Annotated in this window: 20 protein-coding genes and 1 riboswitch; of the genes, 11 read left to right on the top strand and 9 right to left on the bottom strand. The window is 59.7% G+C overall.

The genetic code is table 11. The features are described 5' to 3' along the window. Nucleotides 1-244 precede the first annotated feature (244 nt). Both purH and purD read left to right on the top strand, forming a co-directional pair. Complete coding sequence (gene purH / locus ACORQT_RS01285; protein WP_089181545.1) at nt 245-1,834, top strand: bifunctional phosphoribosylaminoimidazolecarboxamide formyltransferase/IMP cyclohydrolase; 1,590 nt, start codon at nt 245-247, stop codon at nt 1,832-1,834. 48 nt (nt 1,835-1,882) lie between these two features. Further along, nucleotides 1,883-3,166: a phosphoribosylamine--glycine ligase gene (gene purD / locus ACORQT_RS01280; RefSeq protein WP_046688074.1), complete on the top strand. Its 1,284-nt coding sequence runs from the start codon at nt 1,883-1,885 to the stop codon at nt 3,164-3,166. A gap of 49 nt (nt 3,167-3,215) precedes the next feature. Here purD and ACORQT_RS01275 read toward each other — a convergent pair whose 3' ends face one another. From ACORQT_RS01275 to nudC, 6 genes are all read right to left on the bottom strand, one after another. Further along, nucleotides 3,216-3,887: a DUF1481 domain-containing protein gene (locus ACORQT_RS01275; RefSeq protein WP_080273415.1), complete on the bottom strand. Its 672-nt coding sequence runs from the start codon at nt 3,885-3,887 to the stop codon at nt 3,216-3,218. Nucleotides 3,888-3,923: 36 nt separating this feature from the next. Beyond that, entirely contained in the window at nt 3,924-4,196 is a 273-nt protein-coding gene (gene hupA / locus ACORQT_RS01270; protein ID WP_004929874.1) for a nucleoid-associated protein HU-alpha, read from the bottom strand. Nucleotides 4,197-4,385: 189 nt separating this feature from the next. Then, nucleotides 4,386-4,976, bottom strand: a complete 591-nt coding sequence (locus tag ACORQT_RS01265) for a YjaG family protein (protein ID WP_033644369.1) — start codon at nt 4,974-4,976, stop codon at nt 4,386-4,388. Nucleotides 4,977-5,024: 48 nt separating this feature from the next. Then, the gene (gene nfi / locus ACORQT_RS01260) at nt 5,025-5,711 is read right to left on the bottom strand and encodes a deoxyribonuclease V (RefSeq protein ID WP_164057979.1); all 687 of its coding nucleotides are present in this window, start codon (nt 5,709-5,711) and stop codon (nt 5,025-5,027) included. 9 nt (nt 5,712-5,720) lie between these two features. Next, a complete protein-coding gene (gene hemE, locus ACORQT_RS01255; protein ID WP_033652710.1) occupies nt 5,721-6,785 on the bottom strand; it encodes a uroporphyrinogen decarboxylase in 1,065 nt (354 codons plus the stop codon). A 38-nt stretch (nt 6,786-6,823) separates the two neighbouring features. Continuing rightward, on the bottom strand, nt 6,824-7,591 hold the full coding sequence (gene nudC / locus ACORQT_RS01250) for an NAD(+) diphosphatase (RefSeq protein WP_033652716.1): 768 nt from the start codon (nt 7,589-7,591) through the stop codon (nt 6,824-6,826). 101 nt (nt 7,592-7,692) lie between these two features. On the opposite strand from nudC, the gene ACORQT_RS01245 reads away from it, so the two are divergent. The 9 genes from ACORQT_RS01245 (at nt 7,693) to ACORQT_RS01205 (ending at nt 15,847) form a co-directional block, all read left to right on the top strand. Next, nucleotides 7,693-8,196: an Rsd/AlgQ family anti-sigma factor gene (locus ACORQT_RS01245; RefSeq protein ID WP_019456431.1), complete on the top strand. Its 504-nt coding sequence runs from the start codon at nt 7,693-7,695 to the stop codon at nt 8,194-8,196. 39 nt (nt 8,197-8,235) lie between these two features. Then, nucleotides 8,236-8,360: riboswitch (TPP riboswitch) on the top strand. Between the two features lie 114 nt (nt 8,361-8,474). After that, entirely contained in the window at nt 8,475-10,418 is a 1,944-nt protein-coding gene (thiC, locus tag ACORQT_RS01240; RefSeq protein ID WP_033644366.1) for a phosphomethylpyrimidine synthase ThiC, read from the top strand. Beyond that, entirely contained in the window at nt 10,411-11,061 is a 651-nt protein-coding gene (gene thiE, locus ACORQT_RS01235; RefSeq protein ID WP_164057978.1) for a thiamine phosphate synthase, read from the top strand. The genes thiC and thiE overlap by 8 nt, the downstream gene beginning before the upstream one ends. Continuing rightward, nucleotides 11,054-11,803, top strand: a complete 750-nt coding sequence (locus ACORQT_RS01230) for a HesA/MoeB/ThiF family protein (RefSeq protein WP_033644364.1) — start codon at nt 11,054-11,056, stop codon at nt 11,801-11,803. Before thiE ends, ACORQT_RS01230 begins: the two co-directional genes overlap by 8 nt. Then, nucleotides 11,800-12,000: a sulfur carrier protein ThiS gene (gene thiS / locus ACORQT_RS01225; protein WP_016929423.1), complete on the top strand. Its 201-nt coding sequence runs from the start codon at nt 11,800-11,802 to the stop codon at nt 11,998-12,000. Before ACORQT_RS01230 ends, thiS begins: the two co-directional genes overlap by 4 nt. Nucleotide 12,001: 1 nt before the next feature. After that, complete coding sequence (locus ACORQT_RS01220; RefSeq protein ID WP_033652706.1) at nt 12,002-12,781, top strand: thiazole synthase; 780 nt, start codon at nt 12,002-12,004, stop codon at nt 12,779-12,781. Further along, nucleotides 12,781-13,914, top strand: coding sequence for a 2-iminoacetate synthase ThiH (gene thiH / locus ACORQT_RS01215; RefSeq protein ID WP_033644362.1), 1,134 nt, complete (start codon nt 12,781-12,783; stop codon nt 13,912-13,914). Before ACORQT_RS01220 ends, thiH begins: the two co-directional genes overlap by 1 nt. 320 nt (nt 13,915-14,234) lie before the next feature. Next, nucleotides 14,235-14,705 carry a thioesterase family protein gene (locus tag ACORQT_RS01210; protein ID WP_197802337.1) on the top strand — a complete coding sequence of 157 codons (471 nt, stop codon included), beginning with the start codon at nt 14,235-14,237 and terminating at the stop codon, nt 14,703-14,705. Between the two features lie 446 nt (nt 14,706-15,151). Further along, nucleotides 15,152-15,847 (top strand): response regulator, encoded by a 696-nt coding sequence (locus ACORQT_RS01205; RefSeq protein WP_232091499.1) that lies wholly within the window; start codon nt 15,152-15,154, stop codon nt 15,845-15,847. Here the strand turns inward: ACORQT_RS01205 and ACORQT_RS01200 are convergent. Genes ACORQT_RS01200 through ACORQT_RS01190 form a run of 3 tightly spaced genes read right to left on the bottom strand, consistent with a single transcriptional unit; the run spans nt 15,833 to nt 18,019 of the window. After that, entirely contained in the window at nt 15,833-17,107 is a 1,275-nt protein-coding gene (locus ACORQT_RS01200) for a sensor histidine kinase (protein ID WP_047573080.1), read from the bottom strand. The two genes, ACORQT_RS01205 and ACORQT_RS01200, sit on opposite strands and share 15 nt — an antisense overlap. Before the next feature lies 1 nt (nt 17,108). Continuing rightward, entirely contained in the window at nt 17,109-17,573 is a 465-nt protein-coding gene (locus ACORQT_RS01195) for an oxidoreductase (protein WP_046897425.1), read from the bottom strand. Then, nucleotides 17,573-18,019: a GNAT family N-acetyltransferase gene (locus tag ACORQT_RS01190; RefSeq protein ID WP_033652702.1), complete on the bottom strand. Its 447-nt coding sequence runs from the start codon at nt 18,017-18,019 to the stop codon at nt 17,573-17,575. Before ACORQT_RS01190 ends, ACORQT_RS01195 begins: the two co-directional genes overlap by 1 nt. Nucleotides 18,020-18,065: the final 46 nt, after the last annotated feature.

Raw genomic sequence — 18,065 nt, 5'->3', positions numbered from 1 at the left:
CTTTATACCCACTTGCACACAGTGTTATCCACAGATGCGATTTGTACGGAAAATTTACGAGCGCCACGCAAACGTTTTCGCTACAATTCCCCGCGACGAAACGATCCCCCTTTTTACGGGGGCGTTACCTGAATTTGTGCCTGTCCCTCCCTTTATAAGGCAGAAAACCGCGCTTTATAGAGAGAACGAGGTGGACATTCACGTAACGCTCTTTAATTGCGACTCAAAGCCAAGGGATAAAACCATGCAACAACCTCGTCCAATCCGCCGGGCTCTGCTCAGCGTGTCTGACAAAGCCGGTATCGTTGAATTCGCCGAAGCGCTTTCCCAGCGCGGCGTTGAACTGCTCTCCACCGGCGGCACCGCCCGCCTGCTGGCAGACGCCGGTCTGCCCGTTACCGAAGTTTCCGACTACACCGGCTTCCCGGAGATGATGGACGGACGAGTTAAGACCCTGCACCCGAAAGTTCACGGCGGTATCCTCGGCCGCCGCGGCCAGGACGACGCGGTCATGAATCAGCATGACATCCAGCCTATCGACATGGTGGTCGTCAATCTGTACCCGTTCGCCCAAACCGTGGCGCGCCCAGATTGCTCGCTGGAAGACGCGGTCGAAAATATCGATATCGGCGGCCCGACCATGGTGCGCTCCGCCGCCAAGAATCATAAAGACGTCGCCATCGTGGTGAAGAGCAGCGACTACGCCGCCATCATTACCGAGATGGACAACAACGACGGCTCGCTGCGCTATGCCACCCGCTTCGATCTCGCCATCAAGGCCTTCGAACACACCGCCGCCTACGACAGCATGATCGCCAACTACTTCGGCGCGCTGGTGCCGGCGTACCACGGCGAGACCGAACAGCCGTCCGGCCGCTTCCCTCGTACTCTGAACCTCAACTACATCAAGAAGCAGGATATGCGTTACGGTGAGAACAGCCACCAGCAGGCCGCCTTCTATATAGAAGAAGAGGTAAAGGAAGCGTCCGTCGCGACCGCCGAGCAGCTGCAGGGCAAAGCGTTGTCCTATAACAACATCGCCGATACCGACGCCGCGCTGGAATGCGTGAAAGAGTTCGCCGAACCGGCCTGCGTGATCGTCAAGCACGCCAACCCTTGCGGCGTGGCGATCGGCGACGACATCCTCGCCGCCTATGAGCGCGCTTACCAAACCGACCCGACTTCCGCCTTCGGCGGCATCATCGCCTTTAACCGCGAGCTGGACGCCGCCACCGCGCAGGCGATCATCAGCCGCCAGTTCGTGGAAGTGATCATCGCGCCAAACGTCACTCAGGAAGCGCGCTCCCTGCTGGCCGCCAAACAGAACGTGCGCGTGCTGGCCTGCGGCCAGTGGCAGCAACGCGTGGCGGGGCTGGACTTCAAGCGCGTCAACGGCGGGCTGCTGGTACAGGATCGCGATCTCGGCATGGTGACCGCCGCCGATCTGCGCGTGGTATCCGAGCGCCAGCCGACCGAACAGGAACTGCGTGACGCGCTGTTCTGCTGGAAAGTGGCCAAGTTCGTGAAATCCAACGCCATCGTTTATGCGCGTGACAACATGACCATCGGCATAGGCGCCGGCCAGATGAGCCGCGTTTATTCCGCCAAGATCGCCGGCATCAAAGCGAGCGACGAAGGGCTGGAAGTGAAAGGATCCGCCATGGCCTCCGACGCCTTCTTCCCGTTCCGTGACGGCATCGATGCCGCAGCTGCAGTCGGCATCACCTGCGTGATCCAGCCTGGCGGCTCGATCCGCGACGACGAAGTGATCGCCGCCGCCAACGAACACGGCATCGCGATGATCTTCACCGACATGCGTCATTTCCGCCATTAATTCCTTTTGCCGCGTGCGCTTCGGCGCACGCCATTCGTGGAGCCCCTGATGAACATTTTGATTATCGGCAACGGCGGGCGCGAGCACGCGCTGGCCTGGAAAGCCGCCCAGTCTCCGCTGGCGGATAAAGTCTACGTTGCGCCGGGCAATGCCGGCACCGCGCTGGAAGCCAATCTGGAGAACGTGGCGATCGCCGCCACCGATATCCCCGCCCTGGTCGCTTTCGCCCAGAGCCATGACATCGGTCTGACCATCGTTGGGCCGGAAGCCCCGCTGGTGATTGGCGTGGTCGACGCCTTCCAGGCCGCCGGTCTGAAAATCTTCGGCCCGACGCAGGCCGCCGCGCAGCTCGAAGGCTCCAAAGCTTTCACTAAGGATTTCCTGGCGCGCCACCGCATCCCGACCGCCGAATACGAAAACTTCACCGACGTGGAGCCGGCGCTGGCCTACGTGCGCAGCAAAGGCGCGCCGATCGTCATCAAGGCCGATGGCCTGGCGGCCGGTAAAGGCGTGATCGTCGCGATGACGCTGCAGGAAGCGGAAGAGGCGGTGCGCGACATGTTGGCCGGCAACGCCTTCGGCGACGCCGGTCATCGCATCGTGGTGGAAGAGTTCCTTGACGGTGAAGAGGCCAGCTTCATTGTGATGGTCGACGGCGAGAACGTGGTGCCGATGGCCACCAGCCAGGACCACAAGCGCGTCGGCGACGGCGACACCGGCCCGAACACCGGTGGCATGGGCGCCTATTCTCCCGCACCGGTAGTGACCGACGAAATCCACCGGCGCGCCATGGACCAGGTGATCTGGCCGACGGTGCGCGGCATGGCGGCGGAAGGCAACACCTACGTCGGCTTCCTTTACGCCGGCCTGATGATCGCCGCCGACGGCCAGCCGAAGGTGATCGAATTCAACTGTCGTTTCGGCGATCCGGAAACCCAGCCGATCATGCTGCGCCTGCGTTCCGATCTGGTGGAACTGTGCCTGGCGGGAGCCGAAGGCCGCCTGAACGAGAAAACCTCCGACTGGGACGAGCGCCCCGCGCTCGGCGTGGTGCTGGCGGCCGGCGGTTATCCGGGTGACTATCGCAACGGCGAGGTGATCCAGGGGCTGCCGCAACAGGAAAGCGCCGACGGTAAGGTCTTCCATGCCGGCACGCGCCTGCAGGGCGATGACGTCGTCACCAGCGGCGGTCGCGTTCTGTGCGTGACGGCGCTGGGCGACACCGTGGCGCAGGCGCAACAACGCGCCTATCAGCTGGCGGAAGGCATCCAGTGGCCGGGCAGCTTCTGCCGCAAAGATATCGGTTATCGCGCGATTGCGCGCGGCAAGTGATTTGACCTGATAAGGTCATGACAAGAGGCTCCGCAGCGCGGGGCCTTTTTTATAGCTGGTCTTCTTTCGGTTCCCAGCTGCAGAAGTCGTCGTTCGCTACCAGCAGCAGCTCGCTGCCTTCCGGCGCTTCCAACCAGGCGACGCTCACCGGCCGGCTGCTGCTGCGGGCGCGTTTTTCGATCCAGGCGATGGCGGAGGCATCCAACCCGGGTTTTAAGCGCTGCCCGTCGCAGGTTTGCACTTCGCCCTGCAACCAACGCCCCTGCAGCAATTTGACCTTGCCGGCGCGCAGCGCATTGCTGACTTCGAGGATACGTCGCGCCTGATATTGATACAGGGCGATTTCATCGCGGGTCAGCGGTTCGCGGCGTGTCGCAAGCTGGCGCTGCATAAAGCTCACCGTGCCGTCGTCGGCAAAGCGCAGTTGAATGGAATCTCGATCGCCGTCGGCGTCGTTGCGTTTGATTTGGCGCAGCACGTCGCCCTGATAGGTGTACAGCGTGGTGATGGTACCCGGTCCGCGGTAGGGACTGTAGACGCTGACCAGCACCTGCGGGCGATGTTGCTCATCGTCTTTACGCCACAGGCGTATCACGCCTTGATCGGCCACAAAGCCGCTGGCGGTAAAGCTGGGAATATCGGAATGGAAACTGCAGGCGCTCAGACCGAGGGCGATGCCGGCGGCCATGAGCACCCGACGAGTAAACAAAAGGGGCGCCATCGCCCCTCTGTTTAATCTTTTCACCGAGGCGCGGTCTTATTTAACAGCGTCTTTCAGTGCTTTGCCAGAAACGAACGCAGGCACGTTGGCTGCTGCGATTTTGATTTCTTTGCCAGTCTGTGGGTTGCGGCCAGTGCGCTCGCTACGATGGTTTACTTTGAAAGTACCGAAGCCAACCAATTGTACTGCATCACCTTCTTTCAGAGACTCAGTAATAGCAGCCAGGGTGGATTCCAGAGCCAGTTTAGCTTGTGCTTTGGAAAGGTCAGCCTTGTCCGCGATTACATCAATCAGTTGAGTCTTGTTCATAAGTTATCCTTACAGTGTGTTTATCGTTTGCAAAGCATCGAGTGCGACGGATATGCCGATTGACAGCACTCTCCTGCATACACGCACCGATAGCCACTTTTTTTACGCCCCCCAAATGTAGACCAGACAGGGTGCGGATGTGAAGCCTTAAGGCATGACAAATCAGGCGTTAAATCACGTTTTGTTGCCTTATTGCGCTAAATTTATCCCGATGTTGCTGACACCGGCCTCTCGCAGGTCGGATCGCAGCCCCTTGATCAGGTCTATATCGCGCTCTTCACAGGCGTCCAACAGGCGGAAAATTTCCCATTGAATGTCCCATTCTTCCTCTACCGCAGGCAAACTTCCCAACTCTTCGTCGGTCATTTCCCTGCCGGCTTGAGTCATTTCCAACATCGCCACGGTGCGAATCGATGTTTCGCTGATGGCGATGGCGTGCTCCAGCGTCTCCCCGCCGAGCCGCGAATGGATCAGTTCCCCTAATGCGATACAGGCATCAATTGCCGGGTAAACGCCGTAAAGATCGTAATCTTCCGCCGACGGAATCGCCTCTTCCAACTTCTCGAGCTGGCTGTCGAAGTTGACCTTGGCGTCCTTCACCACCAGCGTTTCCCACACCAAATCCAGAATGCGGCGATAAATCGCCGGATCGCCGAACTCGGTCTGTTTGCAGAACATCTGGTAATTCGGGTACATACGCTCGCACAAACTGGCCATAAAGGTCAAATGTTGCCAAGCCTCGTGCCGTTCCAGACGTAAATGAATCGGGTTACGTAGCATGCTTTACTCTCTTACGCGTTATCTGCGGCGCAGTGTACCCGAAATCGCTCATGGCGACACCTCCGGATGCTGCTGCAACCAACGCTGAAACGCCGGACGGCGCGAAGCGATGGCGTCGGCCCAGCGGGTGGGCTCCGGCAAACGGTAGCCCGCCATACAGCGCTGCACCCACGCCAGCGCGCTGTCGGCGCCCACGCGGTGACCGGTAGAGATGAACAGCGGGTTGCAGCGCGCCTTGCTGCGCCATACCCAGCCCAGCTGTTCCCCCTTATCTTCCAACGGTGCCAGCGCGCCGACGGCGGCCTCCAGCGGCGTGAATTTGCCGCACAGGCGCTTCTTGGCCACGCCGATGGTCGGTACATCGACCAGCAGGCCGAAATGGCTGGCGACGCCGAGGCGCCGCGGATGTGAAACGCCGTGGCCATCGACGAAGATCAGCCCCGGCTTTTGCCGCAGCTGTGCCCAGGCGGCCAACAGCGCCGGGTATTCGCGAAACGACAGGAAGCCCGGGATATAAGGCATGACGGTGGCGATGCGCGCCACCTGATATTCCACCAGCTCCAGCGACGGATAGCGCAGTATGGCGATGGCGGCACGCGTCACCGCCCCCTCCTGCTCGAAGCCCACGTCAGCGCCGGCGATGAAGGCCGGCGGTTCGGCCGGCAGATCGTCGTAGCGAATGACTTCAGCAGCGCGCCGCAGCTGTTCGGCGCGCAGGGCCTGCATATCGGTCACATCGAATCCTTAACGGTGGTATTTCGCCGACTGCGCGTGCACCGCCTCGACGAAGGCGCCGGCGTGCTCAGGCGGCACATCCTGATGGATGCCGTGGCCCAGGTTGAACACATGACCGTTACCGTGGCCAAAACCGGCCAGAATGGTCTCCACCTCTTCCGCGATGCGCGCCGGAGAAGCATAGAGCATCGACGGATCCATATTGCCCTGCAGCGCCACTGTGTCGCCCACGCGCCGACGCGCGTCGGCGATATCGGTGGTCCAGTCCAGCCCCAGCGCATCGCAGCCGGTAGCGGCCATCGCCTCCAGCCACTGCCCGCCGCCTTTGGTAAACAGCGTCACCGGCACGCGGCGGCCGTCATTTTCACGCAGCAGGCCATCGACGATCTTGTGCATGTAGTGCAACGAGAACTCGCGGTAATCGCGCCCGGTCAGCACCCCGCCCCAGGTGTCGAACACCATCACCGACTGCGCGCCGGCCTTGATTTGGGCGTTGAGGTACAGGATCACGCTGTCCGCCAGCTTGTCCAGCAACAGGTGCAGCGTGGCCGGCTCGGCATACATCATCTTTTTCAGCTTGGTGAAGGCCTTACTGCTCCCGCCTTCAACCATATAGGTAGCCAGCGTCCACGGGCTGCCGGAGAAGCCGATCAGCGGCACTTCGCCCTTCAGCTCGCGGCGGATGGTGCGCACCGCGTTCATCACATAGCCCAGCTCCACTTCCGGATCAAACGCCGGCAGTTTGTCGACGTCGGCACGGCAGGTGATAGGTGAGCTGAAACGCGGGCCTTCGCCGGCTTCAAAGTACAGGCCAAGCCCCATGGCGTCGGGAATGGTGAGAATGTCGGAGAACAGAATGGCGGCGTCCAGCGCATAGCGGCGCAGCGGCTGCAGCGTAACCTCACAGGCCAGCTCCGCGTTCTTGCACAGCGACATGAAATCACCGGCCTGGGCGCGGGTCGCCTTGTACTCCGGCAAATAACGACCGGCCTGGCGCATCATCCATACGGGGGTCACATCCACCGGCTGGCGCAACAGCGCGCGCAGGTAGCGATCGTTCTTCAACTCAGTCATTTATGGGGCTCCCTTAATAATCTGCCGGCCATTGTACATTATTCTTCCCGGCACAGCGCCACGGTGTCCTCAATCAACCGGCGCGCCACGGTGCCGGGCGGCGGCAACAGCGGCAGTTGGTCGTAGCGATACCAGCCTGCGTTGAGCAGCTCCTTGGGATCGTGACGAAGGTCGCCCTGATGGTAATCGGCCATAAAGGCCATCATCAGCGAGTGTGGGAACGGCCAGGGTTGTGAAGTGACGTAGCGCAGGTTCTTGATTTCGATATTGCTCTCTTCCATCACTTCGCGCGCCACCGCCTGCTCCAGCGTTTCGCCCACTTCGACGAAACCGGCCAGCACCGTGTGGATACCGCCGCGATGGCGCACGTGCTGCGCCAGCAGGATCTGATCGTCGCGCCGAATGGCGACGATCACGCAGGGCGCAATCTGCGGGTAGTACCGTTCTTTGCAGTGGCCGCAGAGGCAGGCGCTTTCGGTGCGGCTGAGATGCATCTCATGGCCGCAGTAGCCGCAATAGCGATGGGAGCGGTAGAAATCCGCCAGCTGCACGCCGCGCCCGGCAAGCTGGAACAGACCGCGATCCTGATCCAACAGCTGACGCACCGATCCCATCTCCCGCGGCATCGCCTGGCGCACCAGCCAGACCGGCGCGCCCTCCCACTCACCGATGACGCGCGCCATGTGGCCCTGCAGCCCGAGGGCGGCGGCCGTCCCCGACGGCAATTCACCGTTCGGTAACCAAAGTTTGCTTTCATGGCTGACGATCCACCAGCCGTTTTCATTGCCCGTTAATGCAAGTTCCATATCGTTGTTGCACAACCTCAGCTTCACTGGCACTCTACAAATCGGCTTTGTTACATTTTAATAACTTACCGGTTACTTTTGTTACTTACACGGAGTCAAACATGCTCAACCGTTTGGAAAGGCTGACTCAGCGCGTTGGCGGTAGTAATGAATTAGTTGATCAATGGCTTCAGGCCCGCAAGCAGTTGCTGGTCGCCTACTGCACGCTGGTAGGCCTCAAACCGAATAAAGAAAAGCATACGCCGCTGAATGAAAAAGCGCTGGAGAACTTTTGCCATAACCTGGTGGATTACCTCTCAGCAGGGCATTTTCATATCTATGACAGAATTATCAAACAAGTGGAAGGCGCAGCCAGTCCGAAAATGTCGCTGGCGGTGAACATCTACCCCAAGCTATGGGCCAATACCGAACAGATCATGGCGTTCCACGATCGCTATACCGAAGTGGATATCGATCAGGAGGTCTGTCTGGAATTCCATCAGGCCTTGTCGGATATCGGCGAAACGCTGGCGGCGCGCTTTGCGCTGGAAGATAAGCTGATCCTGTTGGAAGCGGAGGCCGCGCAGCAACCGCTGCCGGACCAGGCGCTGGATCCGGCGCGTTAAAATTTTATAGTTTTTTTTCTTATCCCTCCTATACTGGGGGGCATCTTGTCGGAGTGCCTAGCGCCTGATTTGTTCATCGAATCAGCCAGGCTGAGACCGTTAATTCGGGATCCGCGGAACCTGATCGGGTTAATACCCGCGAAGGGAACAAGAGTAATCTATCGCCACAGGCACGGCCTTCCCCTTGCGGGCGCCCAGCCTTATCGGCCACCATCATTACTCCCTCCGAGCTCCAGACAAGCAACTTTCCCAACCCAACACACTGGTAGGAACTTGCTATGTCTAACGTTAATCCACCGCGCGCCCGTAAAGCGCAACGCGAAGCCGCCCAGCAGTTTATCGACACGCTGCAAGGCATGGCTTTCCCAAACTCACGCCGCATCTACCTGCAGGGCTCGCGCCGCGATATCCAGGTGCCGATGCGCGAAATTCAGCTCAGCCCGACCCTGGTCGGCGGCAGCAAAGATAGCCCGCAGTATGAACAGAACGAGGCGATCCCGGTATATGACACCGCAGGCCCATACGGCGATCCGCAGGCCGAGCTCGATGTGCACGCCGGCCTGGCCAAGCTGCGCGCCGGCTGGATCGACGCGCGCGGCGATACCGCGACCCTGAGCGGCGCCAGTTCCGGCTTCACCCAACAGCGTCTGGCGGACGAGGGGCTGGATCACCTGCGCTTCGAACATCTGCCGCTGCCGCGCAAGGCGTTGCCGGGCAAGTGCGTGACCCAACTGCACTATGCCCGCGCCGGCATCGTCACCCCGGAGATGGAGTTCATCGCCATCCGTGAAAACATGGGGCGCGAACGCATTCGCGGCGAGGTGCTGCGCCACCAGCATCCTGGCCAGGGCTGGGGCGCCAACCTGCCGGACAACATCACGCCGGAGTTCGTGCGCCAGGAAGTGGCCGCCGGCCGCGCCATCATTCCCGCCAACATCAATCACCCGGAGGCGGAGCCGATGATCATCGGCCGCAATTTCCTGGTGAAGGTGAACGCCAATATCGGCAACTCGGCGGTCACGTCGTCGATCGAAGAAGAGGTGGAGAAGCTGGTGTGGGCCACCCGCTGGGGCGCAGACACCGTGATGGATCTCTCCACCGGCCGCTACATTCACGAAACCCGCGAGTGGATCCTGCGCAACAGCCCGGTGCCCATCGGCACCGTGCCTATCTACCAGGCGCTGGAGAAGGTCAACGGCGTGGCGGAAAACCTCACCTGGGAGATGTTCCGCGATACGCTGCTGGAACAGGCTGAACAAGGGGTCGATTACTTCACCATCCACGCCGGCGTGCTGCTACGCTACGTGCCGATGACCGCCAAACGCCTGACCGGCATCGTGTCGCGCGGCGGCTCGATCATGGCCAAATGGTGTCTGTCGCACCATCAGGAAAACTTCCTCTATCAGCACTTCCGTGAAATCTGCGAGATCTGCGCCGCCTACGACGTTTCGCTGTCGCTCGGCGATGGCCTGCGCCCCGGTTCGATTCAGGACGCCAACGACGAGGCCCAGTTCGCCGAGCTGCATACGCTGGGCGAGCTGACCAAAATCGCCTGGGAATACGACGTGCAGGTGATGATTGAAGGCCCGGGCCACGTGCCGATGCAGATGATCCGCCGCAACATGACCGAAGAGCTGGAACATTGCCACGAAGCGCCGTTCTACACCCTTGGCCCGCTGACCACCGATATCGCCCCGGGCTATGACCATTTCACCTCCGGCATCGGCGCGGCGATGATTGGCTGGTTCGGCTGCGCCATGCTGTGTTACGTCACGCCGAAAGAGCACCTCGGCCTGCCGAATAAAGAGGACGTCAAACAGGGCCTGATCACCTACAAGATCGCCGCCCACGCCGCCGATCTGGCCAAAGGCCATCCGGGCGCGCAAATTCGCGATAACGCCATGTCCAAGGCGCGTTTCGAATTCCGCTGGGAAGATCAGTTCAATCTGGCGCTCGATCCGGCCACCGCGCGTGCCTATCACGACGAAACCCTGCCGCAGGAGTCCGGCAAGGTCGCCCACTTCTGCTCGATGTGCGGACCGAAATTCTGCTCGATGAAGATTTCACAAGAGGTGCGCGACTACGCCGCCGCCCAAGAGGCCGCCAAACCGATCGAGGTGCAGCTGACCGGCATGGAGAAAATGTCCGCCGAGTTCCGCGCCCGCGGCAGCGAGCTGTATCACAGCGCCGGCAACCTGCAGGAGGAGACGAGCAATGACTGATATCACGACGCCCTTCCCGGCGACGCCCCACAAACTGGGGCTTTACCCGGTCGTCGACAGCGTGGCGTGGATCGCTCGCCTGCTGGAGGCCGGCGTTACCACGATCCAGCTGCGCATCAAGGATCTGCCGGACGAGCAGGTCGAAGAGGATATCGCCGCCGCCATCGCGCTGGGTCGGCGTTATCAGGCGCGGCTGTTCATCAACGATTACTGGCGGCTGGCGATCAGGCACGGCGCCTACGGCGTGCATCTGGGCCAGGAAGATCTCGATACCACCGATCTGGCGGCTATTCACCGCGCCGGGCTGCGGCTCGGCGTTTCCACCCATGACGATGCCGAGCTGGCGCGCGCGCTGGCGGTGAAACCCTCCTACATCGCGCTGGGGCACATCTTCCCCACCCAGACCAAAGACATGCCTTCGGCGCCGCAGGGGCTGGCGGAGTTAAAACGCCACATCGCCGGTTTGGCGGATTACCCGACGGTGGCGATCGGCGGGATCAGTATCGATCGCGTAACGGCGGTGCTGGCGTGCGGCGTCGGCAGCGTGGCGGTGGTCAGCGCCATCACCCAGGCGCCGGACTGGCGCGCGGCGACGGCCGAACTGCTGCGGCTGATCGAAGGTAAGGAGCCGAACGATGCTTAACGATCGGGAGTTCCTGCGCTACAGCCGCCAGCTGCTGCTGGAGGATGTCGGCCCGGAAGGTCAGGAAAAACTCAAGCGCGCCACGGTGCTGATCGTCGGCCTGGGGGGGCTGGGGTCCCCGGCTTCGCTGTATCTGGCCGCCGCCGGGGTCGGCACGCTGCTGCTAGCCGACGACGACACGCTGCACGTCACCAACCTGCAGCGGCAAATCCTGTACCGCAGCGCCGATACCGCCACCGGCAAGGCGGCGCTGGCGCAACGCCATCTGCAGGCGTTGAACCCGTTGGTGGAGTCCATCCCGCTGGCGCAGCGGCTGCAAGGGCAAGCGCTGCGCGACGCGGTCGCCCGCGCCGATCTGGTGCTGGACTGCTGCGACAACATGGCGACCCGCCATGAGGTCAACGCCGCCTGCATCGCCGCCGCCAAGCCGCTGATCAGCGGCAGCGCAGTGGGTTTCAGCGGCCAGCTGCTGGTGCTCGAGCCGCCCTATGCGCACGGCTGCTACGCCTGCCTGTACCCGGAGCAGGAAGAACCGCAGCGCAACTGCCGCACCGCCGGGGTGCTCGGCCCGGTGGTGGGCGTGATCGGCACTCTGCAAGCGCTGGAGGCCATCAAGATGCTGGCCGGCCTGCCTTCCTCCCTCAGCGGCAAGCTGCGGCTGTTCGACGGCAAGCAGCAGAGCTGGAGCACGCTGCAGCTGAGCCGGGCCCGCGCCTGCCCGGTCTGCGGAGGCGCCGCATGAAGATCCGTCTGAACGACCAACCGCTGGAGCTGGCACAGCCGCTCAGCGTCGCCGCCCTGCTGACCCAGCTGGAACGCCACCAGCCGGGCACCGCGCTGGCGATCAACCAAACCATCATCCCACGTGCCGACTGGGCCGACCATCAGGTGCAGGACGGTGACGACATTTTGCTGTTTCAAGCGATCGCCGGAGGCTGACATGCTGAAAATCGCCGATACCACTTTTACCTCGCGCCTGTTCACCGGCACCGGCAAGTTCGCCACCCCGGCGCTGATGTTGGAGGCGCTGGCGGCCTCCGGCTCACAGCTGGTGACCATGGCCATGAAGCGCGTCGATCTGCGCGGCGGCAACGACGCCATTTTGGCGCCGCTGCAACAGTTGGGCGTCAGGCTGTTGCCCAATACCTCTGGCGCCAAAACGGCCGCCGAAGCGGTGTTCGCCGCCCGACTGGCGCGCGAAGCGCTCGGCACCCACTGGGTGAAGCTGGAGATCCATCCCGATGTGAAATACCTGCTGCCGGATCCGATAGAAACGCTGAAGGCGGCGGAAACGCTGGTGAAAGACGGTTTTGTGGTGCTGCCCTACTGCGGCGCCGATCCGGTGCTGTGCAAACGGCTGGAAGAAGTGGGATGCGCAGCGGTGATGCCGCTCGGCGCCCCTATCGGCTCCAACCGCGGTCTGCGCACCCGTGACTTCCTCGAAATCATCATCGAGCAAGCCAAGGTGCCGGTGGTGGTAGACGCCGGCATCGGCGCGCCAAGCCACGCGCTGGAAGCGATGGAGCTGGGCGCCGACGCGGTGCTGGTGAATACCGCCATCGCCGTGGCGCGCGATCCGGTGCAGATGGCGCGGGCATTTCGCCTGGCGCTGGAGGCCGGCGAGCTGGCACGCAGCGCAGGATTAGGCTCCAGCCAGCGCGGCGCGGTCGCGTCCAGCCCGCTGACCGCTTTCCTCAGCCAGCCAGAGGAGGCGCAGTGATGACCGACGATTTCAGTAGCCGCTGGCAACAGCTGGACTGGGACGACATTACGCTGCGCATCAACGGCAAAACGGCGCGCGACGTGGAACGCGCATTGAACGCCGACAAGCTGACGCGCGACGACTTTATGGCGCTGATCTCCCCCGCGGCCGCGCCGTATCTGGAACCGTTGGCGCAACGCGCGCAGTTGCTGACCCGTCAGCGGTTCGGCAACGTCGTCAGCTTCTATGTGCCGCTGTACCTGTCCAACCTGTGCGCCAACGACTGCACCTACTGCGGCTTTTCGATGAGCAACCGCATCAAGCGCAAAACGCTGGATGCGGCGGAGATTGCACGCGAGTGCGAAGCCATCAAGGCGCTGGGGTTCGAACATCTGTTGCTGGTCACCGGCGAACATCAGACCAAGGTCGGCATGGACTATTTCCGCCAGCACATTCCGGCGATCCGCCGCCACTTCAGCTCGCTGATGATGGAAGTGCAGCCGCTGGCGCAGGAGGAATACGCCGAACTGAAAACGCTGGGCCTGGACGGCGTGCTGGTGTATCAGGAAACCTACCATCCGGCCACCTATCTGCAGCACCACCTGCGCGGCCAGAAGCAGGATTTCCATTGGCGCCTGGCCACGCCGGATCGCCTGGGGCGCGCCGGGATCGACAAGATCGGCCTCGGCGCGTTAATCGGCCTGTCCCACAGTTGGCGAACCGACTGCTATCTGCTGGCGGAACACCTGTTCTACCTGCAGCAAACCTATTGGCAGAGCCGCTACTCGATCTCGTTCCCACGCCTGCGCCCCTGCGCCGGCGGCATTGAGCCCGCATCTATCATGAGTGAGCCTCAGCTGGTGCAGCTGATCTGCGCCTTCCGGCTGTTCGCGCCGGACGTTGAGCTGTCGCTGTCTACCCGGGAGTCGCCGTACTTCCGCGATCATATGATCCCGGTGGCGATCAATAGCGTCAGCGCCGGATCCAAGACGCAACCCGGCGGCTATGCCGACGACGTACCGCCTGAGCTGGAACAGTTTGAGCCGCACGACGGCCGCACGCCGCAGCAGGTCGCCGAGGCCATCAGCAACGCCGGGCTGCAGCCGGTATGGAAAGACTGGGACGATTATCTGGGACGCAGCGCGCAATAAGCGGCAACGTTTACCGCCGTGCGAAGAAAACGCTGGAGCGGCCGCGCAATGCCGAACGGTGGCGCTGGCGCCGGCAAACGCGCCGATTATAGTGACGTTGCCGACCGCCAAACCCGGTGTCGGCCGGGGCCGTTACCCTCTCGATGGCCCCGCCTTATCCAACCCCGGATCGCGCACAGACGCTCTTGCGCGACTCCGGGCTCCCTCGGGCCCCTGCCATCACGCAAAATGGCGTCATGCGTTTTGACAAAACAAACTGGTTTGACCACAGTTAAAATCTGACCACCTTACTGATCTGACAATCCGGCGGAATACTGACCATGAACCTCTACCTGCGTTTGATCTGGATCTTGCTCTCTTCACTGTGGAAACCGCGCATGTCGATGGATGCGCTGACCAACCAACTGGCGACCCGCGTCTGGCTGAATGACATCGATATCAACTTGCACATGAACAATGGCCGCTATATGACGGTATGCGACCTGAACCGGGTCGATCTGTTTATTCGCACCGGCCTGCTGGCGCTAATGCTCAAACGACGCTGGTCACCGATCGTCAGTCAACATACGATGGACTATAAAAAAGCGCTGCGGCCGTTCCAACGCTATCGGGTCAGCATGACCATTACCCATTGGGACGAACGCTACTTCTATGCGACGCATACGTTCAGCATCGGCGAACGAATCGTCGCGCAGGGCACTTCACAAGCAGTGATTTTGGGGCAGGAAGGCGTGGTTACGCCCGAGGTGGTGGTAGAAAGCGTTCGACAATATCAGCAGGCCCGAACATGACAGCGAGCCATTTTCGAAAAAGTGCCGGTCATCTTCAGTACTGCAAATGGCCCTGGTGTTGGCCGTCGCGTTTTTTTGCCGCCTGCTCCCTGCTTACAGACAAGAGCAGGCGGTTTATTTTGTGAGACTGGCAACCCCCCCAGGACGCGAATCACACAGTATGTGCGCTAATTAACCATACAAACGATTAAATGTGAATGTCTTTTGAGTGTTTTTTTATTTGATATCGAGTGTATTCTGAGTTTGCCAAGGAAAATCAAACTGATATCACCGCAACCTCCGGGGCATCATCTATAATCCAGCACGGGTCCTCGCGCAGATTTGCCACGCTCGCGGTCAACATCAAAAAAGCCAAGGTTGTCATGAAGAAAACGCCAAATTACATCGATGCAATCAGCGCGTTGCTCACTCTGAAAGGGGTTGGCGACAGAAAACATGCCTCCACGATGGCCAACATACTGAACCTTCAGTACAACAGCGCCAAGCAGAAGCTGGATGGTAAAAGGGGCATCACCCTCGACGAAGTCAGAAAGGTGTTTCAGTACTTCAACGAGCCATTCGCCGGCCAAAGAACGCATAACGGCGTTTTTATCATGAACAGCATTCACAAACGCTGTAAGGTTGAAGTCGACGAACACCCGGTGACACAGCTGGACGACGACGAAACCTACGCCTACAAAAAAGATGACCTTTTCATCATCAATATCAGCCGGGATACGCAGGCCGACGTACCGCTGTACAGAGTCAACAAGATAGACTTTCTGCCGGCGCCGCGCATCGCGATCCTGGACAACGACAGCGATATCCTCGAGCTGTTGAAGAAAATCGCCTGCCGCTACGGCATTGAGACCGAGACCTTTCAAACGGCGGATGCCATGCTGGCCGCACTTGAGCAACAGTCCTTTGAGGCGTTTATTCTGGACTGGCTGTTGGACTTCGGCGAAACCTCAGAACGCGTCGTGAAGAAAATAAAGGACACTCTCGATCCGCACGCGCGCATCATCATTCTGACCGGCCAGCTGAATCACTATGAGAAGAATATCGGCGATATGATCCTGCACTATGACGTGCACCTGGTGGAAAAACCGACCAAACCGCTGATTATCTCCTCACTGCTGTTGTCGAATTTATTCTTTAATTAGTTTGACCGGAATGCGGATGAAAAACGATGAACCAACGCCTTCGGTGGATTTGACTCTGATGGCGCCTTTCAGCGTCGTCACATAATTCTTGATAATGGTCAGCCCCAGCCCCAGCCCCTGCCGTGTTTCCCTTTCTACTCCCTGATTGAACGCCTTGTACAACCGTTCCAGATTATTAACGTTAAATCCGATGCCGTTGTCTTTGACCCATAAATACAGATTGCCGTGGCACACTTTCACGTTGAGGATGATCGCGCCGTGGTGAGTAAATTTGTCCGCGTTGCTGAGCAGATTGGCCAATATTCGGTAGAGCTTGTATTTGTCGGAGCAAATCAAACCAACATAGGATGAACGACGCACCACGATGCGATTACCGCGCCCGGCGCTGATACTGGTCATGGCATCGTCCACCACCTCATGCAGCCGAAAGGTGGAAATATTGACGTTGACCTCCCCCATTTCAAACCGCGAATAATCCATCACCTCGCGCGTTTGTTCGGCGATCTTGTTGCCGTGGTAGGAGATCAGGCGAGCCTCCTTTTTCAGCTCTTCCTGCGCCAGCTCGTGCTCCATGATATCCGCGGCGATGACGATGGCCTGCGTCGAACCGGCGATTTCATGGTAGATGGATGAGATAAAGATGTTCTTATTCTTGATGATCTCTTTTAACGAGAAGGCGTTTCTCACCACCAGGAACATCATCAGGAACACCAAAATCAGCGATAAGACGGCGAACATCTCGGCTTTTCTCGAATTATCCTGGATGATGCCTTTAACCTCGGTGAAGTTTTTAATTTGTATTCGATAAATAATCTCCTGGATATCGACCAACGTGCCCTCGATGTCATCCATATAAGCGAGGATATCCGCCTTGCTTTTCCGCCCTGCCAGCAAACCGCCGGAAAGATCGCCCAGCGTTCGGTACTGTTGCTTCAGCAGAGCGACGTTCTTGATAAATTCGTCGTCGTAATAGAAAGAGTCGCTGAAGGTGGAGCGGCTCTCCAGGATTTGGATCTTCGAGTAAAATATTTTCTTTTTGATCAGGAAAGCGTCGTAGTCGTCGTTTTCACTGAGCAGCAGCGCAGTTTTGGTTCTTTCAAACGCCAGAAACAGGATCTCGGCCACCGAGTAGTTATCCAGATTGGGTTCGATCTGCTTATAGCGCTCTTTTACGCCACCGAAGTTAATGGCAATCAGCAAAATTAATAAGGAGAAGATGGCAACCAACGCGATAAGAGTACCGATCAGTTTCTTGCTCATCTCATTTAATCTCCAGCCGTTTGACTTGCCAGACGGTTTTCGCGTTCACGTCCAGGTTATTCAGCTCGGGGTATTGATCGCGCGGATAGATAATGGCGAACGGCCCCAGCTCCCCCACGTCGATCGGCTTACCGCCGCGCAGATAGGCGACAATCACGCGATATTTAATCATCTCGTCAATCGGCATCGAATAGGAATAGTCGTCCCACGCGAAGGCACGCACCGACTTCCCTTGCAGATGGTACGCTTTCACCAGCTCCGAAAACTCAACGCCGGTGAACGCCTCTTCCGGGGTGAAATTGGTCGAGGTTTTAATCGTGTGCGACGGCATCGCCTCCAGCATCTGTCGGGTGACCTTGATCTTCTCGCCGTCCGCCGGCTTCAGGTAAAAAGAGTCAACGGCCGCATACAACGGTGCGCTGAACAGCGAAAGCAGCAGTAACGTCATCAATCCTTTGATTTTCATTATTCACCCTCTTTGCGTTTCACCAGCTCCGCCTGACCGAACTCATCCCGCCCGATCACATCCCAACCGTGATGTTGATAAAAACCTTCGGCTTTAGAGCCGGGATCGGTGGTTAAGTGAATGGCTTCGGCGCCGTGCTCAAACATCCAGGCAGTGACGCGCGCCAGCAAGGCAGAACCCATTCCCATTGATTGGTATTCCGGCTTCACGAACAGTCCGCCGATCAACGGTTCGGGGATGAACAACCCGAATCCAACGCCGGCATAGTCCTCGCCATACTTGCAGATCCAGCCACCGCCCTGGTTGATGTCTTCCAGCGCCTGCTTGCGCTGCAGATACTGGATCTGATGCGGATGCAGCAGGTTCTCTTCGACGGAAAAGCGGATCTCATACAGGTAAGGCAGGTGTTTCGCCGTCAGTTTTTCGAAGGTAATGAGGCTGTCCATGTTTCGTACTGTCCTTGGTTGTCAGGCAAAAAGCGCCGGTCAATTT

It is taken from the genome of Serratia sp. (in: enterobacteria) (genome assembly GCF_052400455.1).
GTDB lineage: Bacteria > Pseudomonadota > Gammaproteobacteria > Enterobacterales > Enterobacteriaceae > Serratia > Serratia ureilytica.
Note: the sequence above shows the minus strand (reverse complement) of the source record. Positions and strands in the feature narration are given on the sequence as shown.

Excerpts from the sequence above, each read along its gene's own strand:
- purH (WP_089181545.1), top strand. The coding sequence starts at position 245 with ATGCAACAACCTCGTCCAATCCGCCGGGCTCTGCTCAGCGTGTCTGAC.
- purD (WP_046688074.1), top strand. The coding sequence starts at position 1,883 with ATGAACATTTTGATTATCGGCAACGGCGGGCGCGAGCACGCGCTGGCC.
- ACORQT_RS01275 (WP_080273415.1), bottom strand. The coding sequence starts at position 3,887 with ATGGCGCCCCTTTTGTTTACTCGTCGGGTGCTCATGGCCGCCGGCATC.
- hupA (WP_004929874.1), bottom strand. The coding sequence starts at position 4,196 with ATGAACAAGACTCAACTGATTGATGTAATCGCGGACAAGGCTGACCTT.
- ACORQT_RS01265 (WP_033644369.1), bottom strand. The coding sequence starts at position 4,976 with ATGCTACGTAACCCGATTCATTTACGTCTGGAACGGCACGAGGCTTGG.
- hemE (WP_033652710.1), bottom strand. The coding sequence starts at position 6,785 with ATGACTGAGTTGAAGAACGATCGCTACCTGCGCGCGCTGTTGCGCCAG.
- nudC (WP_033652716.1), bottom strand. The coding sequence starts at position 7,591 with ATGGAACTTGCATTAACGGGCAATGAAAACGGCTGGTGGATCGTCAGC.
- ACORQT_RS01245 (WP_019456431.1), top strand. The coding sequence starts at position 7,693 with ATGCTCAACCGTTTGGAAAGGCTGACTCAGCGCGTTGGCGGTAGTAAT.
- thiC (WP_033644366.1), top strand. The coding sequence starts at position 8,475 with ATGTCTAACGTTAATCCACCGCGCGCCCGTAAAGCGCAACGCGAAGCC.
- thiE (WP_164057978.1), top strand. The coding sequence starts at position 10,411 with ATGACTGATATCACGACGCCCTTCCCGGCGACGCCCCACAAACTGGGG.
- ACORQT_RS01230 (WP_033644364.1), top strand. The coding sequence starts at position 11,054 with ATGCTTAACGATCGGGAGTTCCTGCGCTACAGCCGCCAGCTGCTGCTG.
- thiS (WP_016929423.1), top strand. The coding sequence starts at position 11,800 with ATGAAGATCCGTCTGAACGACCAACCGCTGGAGCTGGCACAGCCGCTC.
- ACORQT_RS01220 (WP_033652706.1), top strand. The coding sequence starts at position 12,002 with ATGCTGAAAATCGCCGATACCACTTTTACCTCGCGCCTGTTCACCGGC.
- thiH (WP_033644362.1), top strand. The coding sequence starts at position 12,781 with ATGACCGACGATTTCAGTAGCCGCTGGCAACAGCTGGACTGGGACGAC.
- ACORQT_RS01210 (WP_197802337.1), top strand. The coding sequence starts at position 14,235 with ATGAACCTCTACCTGCGTTTGATCTGGATCTTGCTCTCTTCACTGTGG.
- ACORQT_RS01205 (WP_232091499.1), top strand. The coding sequence starts at position 15,152 with ATGGCCAACATACTGAACCTTCAGTACAACAGCGCCAAGCAGAAGCTG.
- ACORQT_RS01200 (WP_047573080.1), bottom strand. The coding sequence starts at position 17,107 with ATGAGCAAGAAACTGATCGGTACTCTTATCGCGTTGGTTGCCATCTTC.
- ACORQT_RS01195 (WP_046897425.1), bottom strand. The coding sequence starts at position 17,573 with ATGAAAATCAAAGGATTGATGACGTTACTGCTGCTTTCGCTGTTCAGC.
- ACORQT_RS01190 (WP_033652702.1), bottom strand. The coding sequence starts at position 18,019 with ATGGACAGCCTCATTACCTTCGAAAAACTGACGGCGAAACACCTGCCT.